The 14,659-nt window shown below is 57.5% G+C and carries 15 protein-coding genes; 4 read left to right on the top strand and 11 right to left on the bottom strand.

Annotation, left to right across the window (positions count from 1 at the left end):
• Positions 1-352 precede the first annotated feature (352 nt).
• From EOD29_RS28180 to EOD29_RS28130, 11 genes are all read right to left on the bottom strand, one after another.
• Positions 353-1,390, bottom strand: coding sequence for an EscU/YscU/HrcU family type III secretion system export apparatus switch protein (locus EOD29_RS28180; RefSeq protein WP_024505377.1), 1,038 nt, complete (start codon positions 1,388-1,390; stop codon positions 353-355).
• Positions 1,387-2,205, bottom strand: coding sequence for a type III secretion system export apparatus subunit SctT (gene sctT / locus EOD29_RS28175; protein WP_024505376.1), 819 nt, complete (start codon positions 2,203-2,205; stop codon positions 1,387-1,389). Before sctT ends, EOD29_RS28180 begins: the two co-directional genes overlap by 4 nt.
• An 8-nt stretch (positions 2,206-2,213) precedes the next feature.
• A complete protein-coding gene (locus EOD29_RS28170; RefSeq protein ID WP_024505375.1) occupies positions 2,214-2,489 on the bottom strand; it encodes an EscS/YscS/HrcS family type III secretion system export apparatus protein in 276 nt (91 codons plus the stop codon).
• Between the two features lie 2 nt (positions 2,490-2,491).
• Entirely contained in the window at positions 2,492-3,157 is a 666-nt protein-coding gene (gene sctR, locus EOD29_RS28165; protein WP_029354851.1) for a type III secretion system export apparatus subunit SctR, read from the bottom strand.
• Positions 3,150-4,178 carry a type III secretion system cytoplasmic ring protein SctQ gene (gene sctQ, locus EOD29_RS28160; RefSeq protein WP_127248570.1) on the bottom strand — a complete coding sequence of 343 codons (1,029 nt, stop codon included), beginning with the start codon at positions 4,176-4,178 and terminating at the stop codon, positions 3,150-3,152. The genes sctR and sctQ overlap by 8 nt, the downstream gene beginning before the upstream one ends.
• Positions 4,179-4,267: 89 nt before the next feature.
• Complete coding sequence (locus EOD29_RS28155; RefSeq protein WP_032899688.1) at positions 4,268-4,780, bottom strand: hypothetical protein; 513 nt, start codon at positions 4,778-4,780, stop codon at positions 4,268-4,270.
• A complete protein-coding gene (gene sctN / locus EOD29_RS28150) occupies positions 4,756-6,114 on the bottom strand; it encodes a type III secretion system ATPase SctN (RefSeq protein WP_024505372.1) in 1,359 nt (452 codons plus the stop codon). Before sctN ends, EOD29_RS28155 begins: the two co-directional genes overlap by 25 nt.
• Positions 6,111-6,734 (bottom strand): type III secretion system stator protein SctL, encoded by a 624-nt coding sequence (sctL, locus tag EOD29_RS28145; RefSeq protein WP_024505371.1) that lies wholly within the window; start codon positions 6,732-6,734, stop codon positions 6,111-6,113. Before sctL ends, sctN begins: the two co-directional genes overlap by 4 nt.
• The gene (locus tag EOD29_RS28140) at positions 6,731-7,369 is read right to left on the bottom strand and encodes a nodulation protein NolU (protein ID WP_348630461.1); all 639 of its coding nucleotides are present in this window, start codon (positions 7,367-7,369) and stop codon (positions 6,731-6,733) included. Before EOD29_RS28140 ends, sctL begins: the two co-directional genes overlap by 4 nt.
• Complete coding sequence (gene sctJ, locus EOD29_RS28135) at positions 7,362-8,225, bottom strand: type III secretion inner membrane ring lipoprotein SctJ (protein ID WP_127248569.1); 864 nt, start codon at positions 8,223-8,225, stop codon at positions 7,362-7,364. Before sctJ ends, EOD29_RS28140 begins: the two co-directional genes overlap by 8 nt.
• Before the next feature lie 9 nt (positions 8,226-8,234).
• Positions 8,235-8,744, bottom strand: coding sequence for a nodulation protein NolB (locus tag EOD29_RS28130; RefSeq protein ID WP_024505368.1), 510 nt, complete (start codon positions 8,742-8,744; stop codon positions 8,235-8,237).
• A gap of 187 nt (positions 8,745-8,931) precedes the next feature.
• Between EOD29_RS28130 and EOD29_RS28125 the strand changes: the two genes are divergently transcribed.
• The 4 genes from EOD29_RS28125 (at position 8,932) to glyA (ending at position 14,643) form a co-directional block, all read left to right on the top strand.
• A complete protein-coding gene (locus EOD29_RS28125; RefSeq protein WP_024505367.1) occupies positions 8,932-9,630 on the top strand; it encodes a secretin N-terminal domain-containing protein in 699 nt (232 codons plus the stop codon).
• Positions 9,631-9,931: 301 nt separating this feature from the next.
• Positions 9,932-11,866 (top strand): HrpF/NolX family T3SS translocon protein, encoded by a 1,935-nt coding sequence (locus EOD29_RS28120; protein WP_024505366.1) that lies wholly within the window; start codon positions 9,932-9,934, stop codon positions 11,864-11,866.
• Between the two features lie 1,057 nt (positions 11,867-12,923).
• On the top strand, positions 12,924-13,268 hold the full coding sequence (locus EOD29_RS38050; protein WP_084831489.1) for a helix-turn-helix domain-containing protein: 345 nt from the start codon (positions 12,924-12,926) through the stop codon (positions 13,266-13,268).
• Positions 13,269-13,305: 37 nt separating this feature from the next.
• On the top strand, positions 13,306-14,643 hold the full coding sequence (glyA, locus tag EOD29_RS28105; RefSeq protein ID WP_127248568.1) for a serine hydroxymethyltransferase: 1,338 nt from the start codon (positions 13,306-13,308) through the stop codon (positions 14,641-14,643).
• Positions 14,644-14,659 lie beyond the last annotated feature (16 nt).

Raw genomic sequence — 14,659 nt, 5'->3', positions numbered from 1 at the left:
GATTCGTACTCCTATGTTTCGCAACCGAGCTCAAGTTAGCACGGCTGTTCAACATAGGGCGCTTAGTTGACGACTAGCTGACGAGGGCATTCCAACGGCTGCACCAATCAAATCCGCACTGCCGGCCTCAAAACCTCGGACTGCGCCACGCACCGGCCAGCAGAGGCTGCAAGGTCATGCACGGAGGACTTGCCGTAGTTGCTGGGTGGCAGATCCGAGGGGAGTGATTGCCCCAGGCCCGCGGTTGCGCGGTTGGCCTGACAGAGACACTGGGGCACGGATGGCCAGCCGACATTTGCCACTAGCATGGAGCCAGGTCAGTTTTGAACTGGCAGTCGTGGACTTCCAATGACTAGGCCAAGCCTGCGGCAAAGAATGCTTTCGCGACAGGCTGGAAATATTGCATAGGAACCGCGTGGCCGAGTTTTGTAGTGCCTATCAGCTGACGCGCTAAGACATGGTCATGGACGATCGTCAGGCGTAGTGCCCGCGCCTCGCTCAACACATGTGAAACGCGCTCACCTTCGGCACGGCAAACTAAGAACGGCACCCCGGTTTCACCGCGAACGTAACGCAGACCGATCAGGACCGCCCTTCCTGTTAAGACCAGCGTGGCGCGATGCACGCCAAGCGCAGGCTCGTCGGCCGCCTCCTCGCGGATGCGACGCTGTTCACCTTTCAACTCTGGCGCTCCTTGCTGATCCTTCGACTCGCGCGTCACTTCGGTATTGGTCATGCGCATTTCGCGCAGATACAACGCGCGCTGGAGCAGGAGATCGATCAGTCCGCCGACCAGCAGTGCGCCGGCGCCAATTCCCATCAGCAATTTTGTCTCCATAAAGATGAGGCCAACACAGCCCATGCCGCAGATCGGCAGAGGGACCATTGTCTTCCACATCCCGAGAAGGACAATGGAAAAGGTTGCGCTGAGAACCAATACCTTGAACATGGTCTTGCAGACTTCGACCATGGAACGAGCAGACCCCAAGCGCTTCAGCCCTTCAAAGGGGTCAATTTTCTTAAAGCTGAGCTTCATCGGCTCCAGAGAGAAGACAAATCCACCATTGGCTAGCAGGCTGGCCAAAATCACCGCAGCGACGAGGGTTCCAAGCAGCGGGCCAACAGCCGCGACGGTGAGTTGGACGAGCACAACCAATGCCTGCGGCACCGCGGTATCGAAAGGTAGGCTCTGCAACTTGGTGGCTAATAGGAGCGCTTCCCGGCATTTGTCCTCGATCACGCTGCCTCTTAGCCAAAGGTAGCCGAGCCCAGCGCAAGTCCCGACCGCGCGGACGAAATCGGAGCTACGTGGCAGCTGTCCTTTTTTGCGCGCTTCACTTAACTTCTTCGGGCTGGCGGCGTGTGTCTTCTCTTCACTTGTGTCGCTCATGGCAGCAATTTGTCAAACCACTCCAGCACGCCGTTGGCACGTGTGACCTCCAGTTTCATGCTCTCCACCAGATAGGCAGCGTAGGTGACCATGAGAACTGGAAAGACAATGTTCTTGATTGCCGGAGACAGTTGGCTCGCCTTAAATTGCGGGGCAAAGCGACGCAGCAGCATCATCGATATATCAATCAGTATCAGGAAGAACACGACAGGCCCCGATACCAATAATGCCGTGCGCATTATGCTGTCGAGAAGCCCCAACAACTCCATTGCTCCTGGCCCGCTCAGTGTCGGGTGAAACTGATACACCGGCCAGATCAAGTAGCTGCGGTACAGGACACTGATCAAAGTTTCCAGGCCTCCTGATCCGACGAATATGGCAATCGCAGTGATCCCCAGAAAAACGCCCATCGCGGAAGCCTGACTGTTCGTCGCGGGATCGGCCGAAGCGGTCGGGCTGCTGATGCCGCGTTGGTTGTCGATAAGCTCCCCGGCAGCCTGAAGGCCCCAAAGCGGAATGCCAAGAAAAGTGCCAAGGAGTACACCGACAAAAACTTCCTTGAATCCGAGCAGGGTTAGCTGGATCAGGCGCGTATCAGGATCCAGCGCCGGCAATCCGCCGCTGACATGTGCCAGGCATGGTAGTGCGAAGCCAACAGCCAAACAGCCCCGGATCAGCCCACTGATCTGCGAGCGTGTGAATACGGGAAAGATCAGCATGATGCCCATCGCGCGGGCTGCCCCAAGACCTGCCGCAACGACGAGTTCGAGAGCCGTCTGGATCAGAATTTGAATATCGGCCGATGGCGCGTCCATGGGGCGGACTAGTAGCTAAGTGTCATTGCGGGAAACTCGGTGAAGATCTGATCGGCTAGCTCTATGAGCGGGGCGCTTAGCACAGGAGCAAACAGCCCAATCACCGCGACAACGACCAGAAGCTTCACGGTGAGCGGCAAGCTTTCATCCTGGATCTGCGTCGCCGCCTGGAGGATGCCGATGACGAGGCCGACAACCACTGATGCAATGAGCGGCGGTAGAATCCAGATCATGAAAACCACCAGTGATTGGCTCATAAGAGTAATGATGCTGGATTCAGTGATGATCAGCCTCCCGGTAACGTATAACTCAGCACAAGCCCATGCATCAATTTTGACCAACCATCAATGGCAACAAACAAGAAGATCTTGAACGGGACAGATATAACAGTTGGTGAGACCATCGACATGCCCATCGCCATCAAGATAGTTGTAACTATCAGATCTATAACAATAAAAGGCAGATAAAGTAGAAACCCTATCTCAAATCCACGCTTCAATTCCGATAGCAAGAAAGATGGTACAAGTATTGCAAAGTCATCAGGCGTGGCTGCAGCGTGCATTTCCTCTGGCCAGACCTTTTCTGTCGAAGATAGGAAAAATCGCCGCTGCTCTTCATTTGTGAATTTCTTGAGATGCTCGCGCAAGGGCTCACTTCCGGCTTTAGCGGCGCTTACCCAGTCGTCGAATGTCTGATAGTGGAGCTTGGGATCCGACATGCGGTCATAGGTCTGCTCAGCAACGGGCGCACTAACGAACATAGTGAGGATCATCGCCGCGGCGTACAGCACCACATTGGGTGGTATGGTCTGGGTCCCGAGCGCATTGCGGACGAGGAAAAGAACAATTGATACCTTTACAAAGGCCGTTGTCGTGGCAACTGCTAAAACCAGCAGACCGAGTCCGGCGGTAACCGCAAGAAGCGCCAGGATTGTCGGCTGAGCTTCACTCATTGCATGCAAACCCGCCACGCAGCCTGATGCCCAGCTCTTCTCCGATGCGGACAATGTCGCCACGCCCGATACGCTGACCATTGGCCACTATGTCGACCGGGCCGTCGATCGGCCATCCAAGTTCAAAAATATGCCCTTCGCCGGCACTTCTTAATTCCCCAAGAGAAATAGGCCAGCGGCCGCATTCAAAGACAAGCATGATCTCGACATCGTCGAGATCCTTAGTAAGCTCCAGTTGCGATCCGGGTTGTGTCATATGCGCACTCTCCAAAGGACACGGTCGCGGGCGGAAAGGCCCCCGCAAGATTAATTCATCGCCGTCAAGATCCGCCTCGGCGCACAACTGGCCGACAGCTAGGGTGATCTGGCCGCGGCCGAACGGCGCAATATCGGGCAACAATGCATCACCGACACATGCGCTTCGAAGAAGCGCCGCAGGAAGGCGAAGCGTGCCGACCTCTCCTGCAACAATGAGCGGGAGCTCTGGAGGCAGCCCGCCCAGCTGCCGCGGCAACTGGGCAAGCAGTTCGCCTAGCGCGCGAAACGCAGGCGGTACTAAGCCGTCAAGTGGCGTGAACAGGAATAGACGGCCCTTGCCCTTGACCGCGCCGAAAATGATGTCGAGTTCAAGATGAGGAGCCAGCATCGTGGCTTCGCATACCCGCACGAGTTGCACGTTCAGACGCGTCGTCTCCTCCAGTCGAGTGACAAGCGGCTCCAGAGCGAGTTCGAGAATTAGCGAAGCAGTTGGCTCGGAAGGGAAGGCCAAGCCGTTCTGCACTGTCGTGATGAACTCCTCTACGAGCGGGCGCGACAGTGACAAGATGACCGTTTCGGCTCCCACTCTCCAGACGCAGTCAAGCATCGGAATGGCAGCAGGTTCCTGCTGCCAGACAAGCCCTGCCGTTCGCACCGATAGCGGCACCTCGTTGATCCGGCTTTGAAACGGCGTGCGCGGCGCTGCTGTATCATTGAGCCACGAGACAACCGTGTGGGACAGTTTCAGAACTGGTTCGAACATGGCGGGTGTGACCGCAGCGCCTATCAAAGACTGCACGGTCGTGTCATTCGGACGACCTCTTGCGACCGTCGGATCCGGTTGCGCGGCATTTAGGCAAGCGACCCCCTCGCATATTTCAGCAGTATCTCATCGTCGGCCTCGATCTCGGCTGCGGCCTCCGAATGAGTCTCGACGGCGCGCCGCACGTCGTCCTCGATTTGTTGCCATTTGTCCCTTGCCGCCGAACATATGACCCATAGCTCCCTCGTCCTGGACGCCGCCATCTCAGCCTCCTCTTGAGCGATTTGGGTATCATCAAGCATCTGCCGTCTGGAATTGATCTCAGCGGCAAGTTGTTCAGTGTGAAGGCGGTGACGGTCGAGCGCTGCGCTAGACAAGTTGTCGAGTGACATCAGATGCTGATAGAGCGCTGCTTCTTTTCTTGAACAATGTTGCTGTATCATTGCAAGCTCCCTAGAGGCATTTTGTACGGCTGAGGCGGCCACATCGCGCTGGGCTTCCTTCTTGGACAGCTCGCCAAGGGCACGACGCTCTTGCATTTCCTTCAGAAGCCGTAACCTCGAAGATTGAATCCAGTTTACGCGGTCAGACGCGACATCCATGCGACCGTCTCCTCGAAATCTGACGCGTCATCTTCGCTCTGGCGCAGAAACTCCCTCAGTTCGTCGATTGACGCGACAGCCCGGTCAGTCAGGGGATCTCCACCTGGCTTGTATTCGCCAACATTGATCAAGAACTCGGTCTCGGCATAGCGCGACAGGAGCTCGCGGAAAATGGATGCTGCCTTGCGATGTGTCCCCGAAACGACTGCATCCATGACGCGGCTGCGACTCTGCAGCACATCAATAGCGGGGAAATGCGATCGCGCCGCAATAGCGCGTGAGAGGATGACATGGCCATCGAGAATACCACGCGATTCCTCGGCGATTGGATCACCCGTGCCATCACCCTCTACAAGCACCGTATAGAAGGCCGTGATTGAGCCCCGCTCACCCATGCCGGCGCGCTCGAGCAGGCCTGGCAGCATGCCAAAAACGGAAGGAGGAAAGCCCCGTCGCGTCGGCGGCTCACCCGCAGCAAGGCCTATTTCGCGCATAGCGCGGCAGAAGCGCGTCAGCGAATCCAGCATGAGAGCAACGCGTAGGCCTTGATCTCGGAAATATTCCGCGAGCGCAGTCGCCATTGGAGCGCATTGCGCACGCTCTACCGCCGAGCGGTCGGATGTTTCAACCACGACGACTGTACGGAGAAGGCCCTCTTCACCAAGATTCCTTTCGATGAATTCACGAACTTCCCGTCCACGTTCGCCTATGAGCGCCACTATGACGACGTCAGCGGCGGCACCCTTTACGATCTGTGACAACAGCGTCGACTTGCCACCACCTGGCTCGCCATAAATCCCGATCCGCTGGCCCTCGCCGCACGTCAGCAGACCATCGAGGACACGGACCCCAAGCGGGAATGGCCGCTCAATCATGCGCCTCGTCATCGGATTGGGGGCTCTGCCATGCAGGGGCCGAGTTTCGACGGTCTTGATTTCGCCTTTGCCGTCCAATGGGCGGCAACGACTGTCGATCACGCGACCGAGCAAATCGCCGCCGACGGGCACCTCACGCATTCGGCCAGTGGCCACGACCTCTGCGCGGCTGGATAGGCCCACCAAGTCCCCGATCGGTGTCAGCAATACACCATCACCCGACAGGCCGATCACCTCGGCCTCGAGCGACAGCCCGGTTCGCGGGTCCTCTAGGAGGCAAAGTTCCCCAATACGAGTGTCTGGCAAGACGGCATGAACCAGTGTGCCGATAGCCCGCGTGATCCGACCGCGCACCGCACGCGTGTCAATTCGCTTGGCCGCAGCCCTCAAAGACGAGATTGCTGGAACGAGAGCTCGAGTGTCGGCGTCAGCGTTATGTTCTGGGACGGGCTTTCTCATAGCTCGCCTTTCTCACAGAGCGTCCCGAAACCAAGGCGCAGCGCGCGCATCTGGGCGTCAAGTCCAAGGTCAACATTGCCGTACTCGCTCCACAGCACGCAGCGTTGCGGCGACAATGTCGGGTCGGGCTCGATCCGCACCCTTGGTCGACCATCCTGGCCGTCGCATCGAGCAAACTCTCGTGCAAGCATGTCGACTTGCATGGGAGAAACATGAAGGCAAACGTCGGCGCCGCTGTATTGACACTCTATGGCGTGACGAACAGCCCTCACCAATAGCTCGCCCGGATCGAAAGCGCCGATAAGATCGCTCAATATTTCCATCACGAGCTGCGGCAATTCCTGCTCCAGAGCCGCCTTTCGTCGCGCGATTTCGGAGATTGTCTCCGCAATCAACCCTGCCATCTCCTCGGTGCCTGCATTCGAGCCCTCCATGTGGCCGCGCGCCCACGCCCGCTGGTAAACCGCGCGTGCCCAGTTTCGAACGCGCTGCCGATGCCGTTCTGCCGCGGCAAGGGCTTGCGCGGCGCTGTGCCAGGTTTCGAGCTCGCTCGCGGGTATCAGTGGTCCGACTGGACGCATCTGCGGCGCTATTGGCCCCTCGGAAAGTTCGACTGTCATTTCACCGGGGTCTCTGTCTCAAAATGAGCTACTACAAGTGAAAGCAATTGGCCGGCGTCGGTCCAATGCTCAGGTGCTGGAGTCTCCGCGGCAGTCCCCTCGGGCAATCGAAGAAGCACGCGGTTACGCTCGGTAGCTGAACTGTCCTGGAGCCAAGCCCCAAGACATGCGTGTCCATCGTATTCGATTTGCTGAGCGAGTTTTTCTGGGTCCGAGATCAGTCTTTTGTCAACAGCATGCAGCAGGTGTCGGATTCCGAATGCGTGTGCCTCCACGCCGATGCGTTTAACAAGGATGGCAAGCTCAGGCTGAGAGACAAACGCGACCAGCGAACGGGCATGCCAGATACTACCAGCAAGAAGGGCCGCTCGATATGGATCATGCCCGCGTAGAAGGTCCGGCCTGCAGCCGATGTGGTTCAGATCCACGTCATCGTTGCCCAGCAATTCTGCCAGCCTTGGATGCAGTCTGGAACACTTCTGCAACTTCACTAACGTTTCGGCCGATAACGCTGGATCAAGACGCGCCGCAAGACGGGTTGGATGGGCCGAAGCCGCAAGCTCGCTCGCGCCCGGAAAGTGCGGACCATCAGGTCGGGCGGTCTGTATAGGCATTGGCAATGAGATGTCACCCACGTCCAATTGCAGGCATTCTTTTGCGAATGGCCTCGACAGCAGAAGCATCCCGGCGCCCCTCGACCTTGGAAACGCCGGTTGATTGCTTGCGCCGACGCGTAACAACGCCGATCAAGAGATAACAGGCCACGCCGAATACGGCTGCGGCAAAACCTGTTACGGTCGCCAGAAGTGGCGCAGGAAGAGGTAGTGATGCTTGTGGCAAAACAGCAGTCGGATCGGGCCGTTGCTCGTGTGCGGACCGTTCTACCGGCACCAAAACCACTTCCACCTTATCGTAGGACAGGCCTTCGATGCTGTCGGCTACAAGCATCTTTATCTTTGGCAGCAGAGCCGCGACATTTGTTTTTGCGTCGTGCCTGATAAACACCGAGGCCGAGGATGGCGTGGCACCGGCTCGCACAAGGTCGTTATGCGGCAGCACGACGTGAACACGTACAGAAAAAACGCCATCGATATCGCTGATCGTCCGCGACAACTCTTCGCTCAGGGCATACACGTAACGGGCACGCTCTTCGGTCGGCGAGGCAATCAGGCCTGATCCTTGGAATATCTCACCGAGGTTCTTGAAGGATTGGCGCGGCAGCCCCTTGGCGTTCAGAAGGTTGATTGAGAAGGCGAGCAGCTTTTCGTCAACCTGGATCGTGCTGGTTCCATCCTTGGCGACCACCCGGATCGCGGCGACCCCGTTGTCTTCAAGAAGTGCGAGCATTTCATTTGCCTCACGCTCTTGCAATTGCGTGTAGAGGTCGGCTTTGCAAGCAGTGAGGGCGACGAGAACTGGCAGCATGACAAGTCTAACCGACCGCCACCCTGACAGGCCACGCATGATTTCGCCCTCGGCCAAGCCAATCATGCGCGCGGTTCAGCCTTCCTTCAAAAGTTTATTCACGGATGATGTGACGCCGCTGACGCCTTTGGAGATAAGCGCCACCTGGGTGACGCCGTTGTAAACATCCCGAAGACCAGCCATCATCGTTTCGAAGTCTTGCCCTTGTTGGGGAATGCCCGAGATTCCGGTTCCCGCCTCACCTGGAACGGGAAGCTTCTGCGCCGGTCCCGGTAGAGCGCCCTTCGAAAGGGCTATGTCATGGTCGAGCGCGGGGAAGGAAACAGTGTTGTGTGGATATAGGGAGGAAATCGTCTGCAACACGCGATCGCCCATGCCGCTCGTCGGCGCAGCCGCGCGCTGAACATCCATCGCCGCAGCAACTGGCGCCGCACTCGCTGGCCCCGCGGCGGCATCGTTTTTCAGCGAGTCGGCTGCATGCCCTAAGGCGCGCTCAAACTGGGCCTGCTCGACAATCGACGGTGATCCGACCCTGGGGAGGCCAGCCGTTAGAGTGGCAGAGATCGACGTGACAGGCATCATCATGTAAGGACTCGGTTGCTCTCTCTGACCGGGCGAGCCCCGCCCATTCATCACCCGGTGTCGGCGCAACACTCCTAGGGGGGCAAGCTGACAACAAGCTGACTAACGGCGGCGTCATTTCGACAATCTAAAATCTCTTCGGCAATTTAGTCACTTGTGATGATTTCAGCGTTTGGTTTATCAGTGCGACATGCCGAGAACGCTTATCCAACCCGTCACCCTGCATGTTTTGAGACTTCTTTGTGCCGGGTTTTTTCTGTCCACCGGGATTCACCCGGCGCATGCAGTCCCGCTGTCCCTTCCGGCGACACCCTATAGATACACGGTTCTGGATCAGGAGCTCGCTGCAGCGTTGCAGGAATTCGGCAACAACCTGAATATCAGGGTCAACATCAGTCCTGCGGTGAAGGGGCGAATTCGCGGACGTATGCCTGATTTGCCACCGCGCGCGTTCCTCGACCGCTTGACGAACCTTTACGGTCTACAATGGTACTATGACGGCCTTGTGCTCTATGTGTCTGCTGCACAAGAATCGCAAACTCGAATGCTTTTGATGACGTCGATTCGCTTCGATGCGTTCAAGGGGGCTCTCGACAAGCTTGATATCTCCGACGAGCGCTATGTGGTCAAACCCGTGCCAGGCAATGGCCTCGTCTTCGTTTCCGGTCCACCGCGCTTCGTCGCACTCGTGGAGCAGACCTTTAACGGCTTGGTGGCGCAGGCGCAGGCGCAGACTCACATAGCGGCAACGCCAAAGGAATCAGTGCTGATCTTGTTTCGCGGCTCCTCCACTACGGTCGTTCGCGACGGACGACCGGATGCTTCTTATTCTTCTGACATCCCACAACAGGATAGCGTTGGCGGGAAGCCTGAGCTGGGCAAGAAATGAACATTGAGGATTTCCCGCAGCTCTGAAGAACATGACTGCGGCTACCCCTTTGTGAACTCTTCGCAAACTCGTCAGTTTCTCGAAAGCTAATCCGCTCATGATGAGTCCCGGCAGCTCTCGCGGTGACTCCGGCCATTGTGTTGGACCGAACCTTGGAGCCGGCCCGGAACACAGCAATTGAAGGCAGGGCAGGCGCATTCGTGACCTGCCGACGCTTGGAATTGTCGAATTTTGTGAAACGCAAGGGATCTTCTGTCGGGGTCTCTTGTGGGGATTTCAACGTCACGTCTGAGGATGCATAATGTCGGCCAGTAATCTTTCAACTTTCTACCGCTCAAATTCGCTACAGTCCGCAAGGGGTTGGCCGGGCCTGAAAGTTTCCCATTTTGCGACCCAGCATCAGCAAAGTGCATCGTGCTTCGAAGCGATGCTGTCCACTTGTGTGCTGGCAGACAAGCCCGGCTCTTTCGCGCAAGGGGATCTGCCAGCGTCGAATCTTGATTCGACAATGGATAAATTGCGGCAGGACCCTTTGGGCCATCTGGCACCGGATGTCTTGACATTGAATGGCTTGGAGCAACACCCACTGGATCTGCTGCCGCCAAATATGAGGGCGGCTCTCAAGGAGGACCAATCGCAACGCTCCAAGGCGACTGAAGCCCAACATCTGCTCGGCGTCACTCCGAAGATCGAGCCGGCTCCCAGGCCGAGCCCCGGAATCACGTGGAACGGTGGGTCGCTGACCACGGCTGAGTTGCAGATTGTTGCGGTACTCAACCGTCACAAGGACCAATGCCCGCTTACTTGGAAGTCGTTGACCGACAAAGCCAATGATCCCTCTACGCCACCGGATCTGAAAGCGGCGATCCAGGGACTGCAGCAGGATTCGGGACTTTTTTATGCGATTGGCTCGCAGGGCGACGGCCGCTGTGGAGGCAAGATCAACGCCAAGGACTTGGCCGGATTTTCAAACCACCACCCACAAGTTGCTGCATTTCAGGAAGCCCAAGCGCGAAGCTACGAGCAGAACTACATACCATCCGACGGCAGCGGAGGTTTGCAGCCTTCGGTCATGACCTTGAGCGATGCCTTGCGGGAGTTTTACCGGTACTCCGAAAATCTGTCCAAGGACCTGAGTCTGGATGAGTTCAAGAAAATGGTCGGCGGCGAATCGAAAAACGGCAAATTTCCGCCCCAGGTCATTGCGGCGGCGCAATATTTCCTCGATCACCCCGATGCTTGGAACCAGTTGTGCGGTGGCTCGAAAGGGAAGATGCACAAAGAGGATTTCCTGCAAGTCGCCTCATCGTCGATGAGCCTCACGCAAACTGAGCTGAATACGGTCGAGATGATCAAGGACCATCAGGACACGTTCTTTGGAAGCGGTGTTCTGACTCGCGACAAACTGGCGAAAATGAAAGACGACAAGAGCCTTGATCCGAAAGTGCGGGAAGCAGCCTCTCAGCTCCTTTCAGATCCGCTTTTGTTTGGCCTCCTGAACAATTCGATCACGGGCTATAAGACCCATCATAAATTCTTCGACTTTGGCGGCGGGCATACGGTTGATTCCGGCAATATCAGCAAAAAAGACTTTGCCCATTTTTGCACAAACATGTCGTCTGCGAACCGCAACGTTCAGCAGCCAATCACCCACGGCGCCCAAACCGCAGAAGAGCAGAATGCCGTCGCGGACATGAAGATGGGCCTGATGGACCAGCCTGACATTAAGTCAGCCAAAAAGAACGGCGGGGCCGTCATGCACGTCGTCGACTCCGTGCTCAAAATCGAGACGAAAGTGCTCGACTTGGCGGCAACGGCGGTGGGACTGCTCAGCTTCATTCCGGGCCTCGGACAAGTAGCCGATCTTGCCTCGATGGTTCTCGAGGCTGAGTCGCAAGCAGCCAATCTCCTGCGTACGGCCATTAACGGAGGCGATATGAAGCGAGCGCTGGAGGAAGCTGGCCTCAATATGGCCGCGCAGGCGATCGGCCTTATCGCAGGCCCCGAGGTCAAGCTGGCCATTCGAAATGGGCTCGTAAAGCACCTGATGGAAGAGGCCTTGGCGGCAGGCATTGATCTTTCGGTCTCGACGGCGCAGGACTACGCAGAAGGCTATGTGAATAACCTCAAAGCGCGCCTTGCAGGCGGCCCTGAGCAAAGCCTAGGCCTTCCGAGCATGCCATCATTCCAGAGTGTGGCAAGCAATGTGCCCTTCGTCGGCATTGCCTTATCCTAGCCGTCGCCTTGCGCGGAAGCTTTGGCTCGCGCGCTGACATAAGGGTCATTGTGGCACAAGCAGGGGTTCATCCGCATCAACGCAAGCGGTGTTCCTGACGCCATCTGGATCGGACTGTGAGGGGGATGTCCGAAGTCTGTGAAGGCTTCGGTATATGACGACTTCAGAGTTACGCTGAGCCCAGCCATCTCGAGCCGGTGCGCCGGGTCGAGGTTTTCACGGGCGCCGGCCGGCAGCGGGAATGGTCTCCGGAAGGCACGGCGCGGATGGTGGCGGAGCGGCGCAGCCGAAGGAACGGCTGTCGCGCGCCCAGGGCGGCCTCCCGAACAGCCAGACGATGATCTCCTGCCTTGGGCCTATATCCTTGTGCCCACGCTCAAGGCAGTCGGCTGAAAACAGCGCTGATTTAAAACAGCATTATCCTGCACTGCACCCTCGATCCTTGCGCTCACCGATCGCTCGTCGACACGCACGCGGTCAAGTCGTTATCGGCGCTATGCCGATGGGCTTCGAGAGCAAGGTGGACGCTGAGCGGTGCGTCAGCCTAGGGCGGGGCTGGCCAGCTTTGGGTCTCACGCTCTATGACGGCAACACCCGGCTGATCCACTTGGCCTGTTCGCGGGCTCCCGGCAGCGGCGCGGAAGCCACGGTCCGCCTTTCTCGGCTTCAGGCCAAAGACACCGCAGCATGCTCCAGAGCTATGTCTGCCGCCTTCGCCCCATCGTCGCTGGTCATGTGGAAAGGACAAGCAGGCTACGCACCCCATAATCCCGTCGGGCAGGATTCGACAGTCGACGGCGAGACATTCGCCAAACCTCACCCTTGATTCTCAGCAACGTTAAAAAAAATTCACATAATGTTCGTGAGTGTAGTCTCCTGTCAGGTGGTACATTAGCCCCAATATCTGGCGTCTTAGTCGTAGAAAGGACTGTGATCCATCTTCCATTAGCATCCATACCAGCGGATTTACAGCAAATGACGAGAGAGGTCTCATGCGGATTGATGGGGATAGAAGGGCTAGCGGCTTGCTGCATCCCGTCCGGGTTGATGCCAACCAATGTTGACACTGGTAAATCGCCTAAGGACGGCAGCGCATCTTGATCGCCTTCGCATCCTGGGCCTTTGCGCGCATGCGGATCTAACCGTCGGCGAGCTGGCCGATATTACCAGTCTGCCTCGCGAGCAGGTTCGACGCCACGTTCGGCGGCTGGTCAGAGCCAACTTTCTTTGCTGCAACGAACAACGTCCGCAGTCTTCGTACCATATGCAAGCAGGAGGCAAGGATGGCGGGCTGGCTCAATTGGTGGTCGATCTCCTGCCCCACGATGATGGCCATCATAAAAGAGACCTACAACGCCTGGAAGCAATACAAGACGCGCGGTTGAAGGGACCGCCTGCTTGATCGTGAAATAGATCAGTCCAAATGGAGCGCGACTACCATGGATAACTCCGCCGGCGGCGCCATCGCGCAGCCCGATACTTACGGGCGGCCTCACTTAGCCGCCGTCGACTCCCGCGTTCACGAACTGCTTCTAAGACAGGAGCGTCAGGAGCGGACAACTCTCAAACTGATCGCCTCCGAGAACTTTGCCTCCTCGGCGGTGTTGGAAGCGACCGGGTCGATTTTCACCAACAAGTATGCCGAGGGATACCCCGGTGCGCGCTACTACGCCGGAAACGAGATCGTCGATGAGCTTGAGACCCTCGCGATCGAGCGCCTGAAAGCGCTATTTGGCAGTGAACACGCCAACGTCCAGCCTTATTCAGGCTCGCCAGCCAACCAGGCTGTCTATCGCGCGCTTTTGAGCCCCCGTGACAAAGTCATGGGCTTGCCTTTACCCGAAGGCGGCCATCTGACCCACGGTTGGTCCGTCAATTTTTCCGGCAGCGATTATCAGCGCGTCCCGTACAGGCTGCACGAAAAGACACAGCAAATTGACTATGACCACTTGCGCGAGACCGCCAAGCGGGAACGCCCGAAGCTAATTTGGGTCGGCGGAACTGCTTATCCGCGTATTTTTGACTACGCGGCAATGGCCGAAATTGCTTCGGAGGTGAACTCGTATCTGGTGGCTGACATCGCCCACATCTGCGGCCTGGTTGTCGCAGGAGTGCATCCGAACCCCGTGTCCCATTGCGATGTGGTCACCAGCACCTCTCACAAGTCGATCCGCGGTCCCCGGGGTGGCTTCATTTTATCAAGGAATGAAGACCGTTATCAGCCCCTCCATCATCCGAAGAGCAAACACAATCTGGCCAAACGTATAGACCGCGCCGTGTTCCCTCTTCTGCAAGGCGGACCGCATATGAATACTATCGCCGCGCTTGCCGTCGCTTTGCAGGAAGCAGCGAACTCGTCCTTTCGTGTCTACGGTCAGCAGATCGTCCACAGAGCCAAGGCTCTGGCCCAGGCACTTCTGGAGCGAGGTTATGAACTCGTCACCGGGGGCACTGACAATCACATGCTGATCCTTGATCTTCGGGACCGGTCGCTGTCAGGCAAAGCCTATGCGGAGCGCTTATCGCGTGCAGGCATCATTGCGAATTTCAATATGGTCCCGGGCGACCGGCGGCATCCGGCGCTGACAAGCGGCATCCGCTTAGGGACACCAGCGGTGACGTCCATGGGCATGCGCGAAACGGAGATGGTGCAGATCGCCGCTTTCATCGACTCGGTCTGCCGCCAGCCCGATGACCAGGAAGTTCATGCGAGCGTACGAAGAGACGTTGCCGACTTCTGCACTGCGTTCGATGTTCCCGGCATCCCCGACCGATAAGCCACCCCAATCCAGA

Source organism: Mesorhizobium sp. M1A.T.Ca.IN.004.03.1.1 (assembly GCF_003997555.1).
Classification (GTDB): Bacteria; Pseudomonadota; Alphaproteobacteria; order Rhizobiales; family Rhizobiaceae; genus Mesorhizobium.
The sequence above is the reverse complement of the archived record's forward strand: the minus strand, read 5'-3'. Positions and strand labels throughout refer to the sequence as shown.

Bases quoted from the DNA above. Each gene is read 5' to 3' on its own strand.
- sctT (WP_024505376.1), bottom strand. From the start codon at position 2,205: ATGGACGCGCCATCGGCCGATATTCAAATTCTGATCCAGACGGCTCTC.
- glyA (WP_127248568.1), top strand. From the start codon at position 13,306: ATGGATAACTCCGCCGGCGGCGCCATCGCGCAGCCCGATACTTACGGG.
- EOD29_RS28155 (WP_032899688.1), bottom strand. From the start codon at position 4,780: ATGGATGTCGCGTCTGACCGCGTAAACTGGATTCAATCTTCGAGGTTA.
- sctJ (WP_127248569.1), bottom strand. From the start codon at position 8,225: ATGATTGGCTTGGCCGAGGGCGAAATCATGCGTGGCCTGTCAGGGTGG.
- sctL (WP_024505371.1), bottom strand. From the start codon at position 6,734: ATGACAGTCGAACTTTCCGAGGGGCCAATAGCGCCGCAGATGCGTCCA.
- sctR (WP_029354851.1), bottom strand. From the start codon at position 3,157: ATGAGTGAAGCTCAGCCGACAATCCTGGCGCTTCTTGCGGTTACCGCC.
- sctN (WP_024505372.1), bottom strand. From the start codon at position 6,114: ATGAGAAAGCCCGTCCCAGAACATAACGCTGACGCCGACACTCGAGCT.
- EOD29_RS28120 (WP_024505366.1), top strand. From the start codon at position 9,932: ATGTCGGCCAGTAATCTTTCAACTTTCTACCGCTCAAATTCGCTACAG.
- sctQ (WP_127248570.1), bottom strand. From the start codon at position 4,178: ATGTTCGAACCAGTTCTGAAACTGTCCCACACGGTTGTCTCGTGGCTC.
- EOD29_RS28130 (WP_024505368.1), bottom strand. From the start codon at position 8,744: ATGATGATGCCTGTCACGTCGATCTCTGCCACTCTAACGGCTGGCCTC.
- EOD29_RS28125 (WP_024505367.1), top strand. From the start codon at position 8,932: ATGCCGAGAACGCTTATCCAACCCGTCACCCTGCATGTTTTGAGACTT.
- EOD29_RS38050 (WP_084831489.1), top strand. From the start codon at position 12,924: ATGTTGACACTGGTAAATCGCCTAAGGACGGCAGCGCATCTTGATCGC.
- EOD29_RS28180 (WP_024505377.1), bottom strand. From the start codon at position 1,390: ATGAGCGACACAAGTGAAGAGAAGACACACGCCGCCAGCCCGAAGAAG.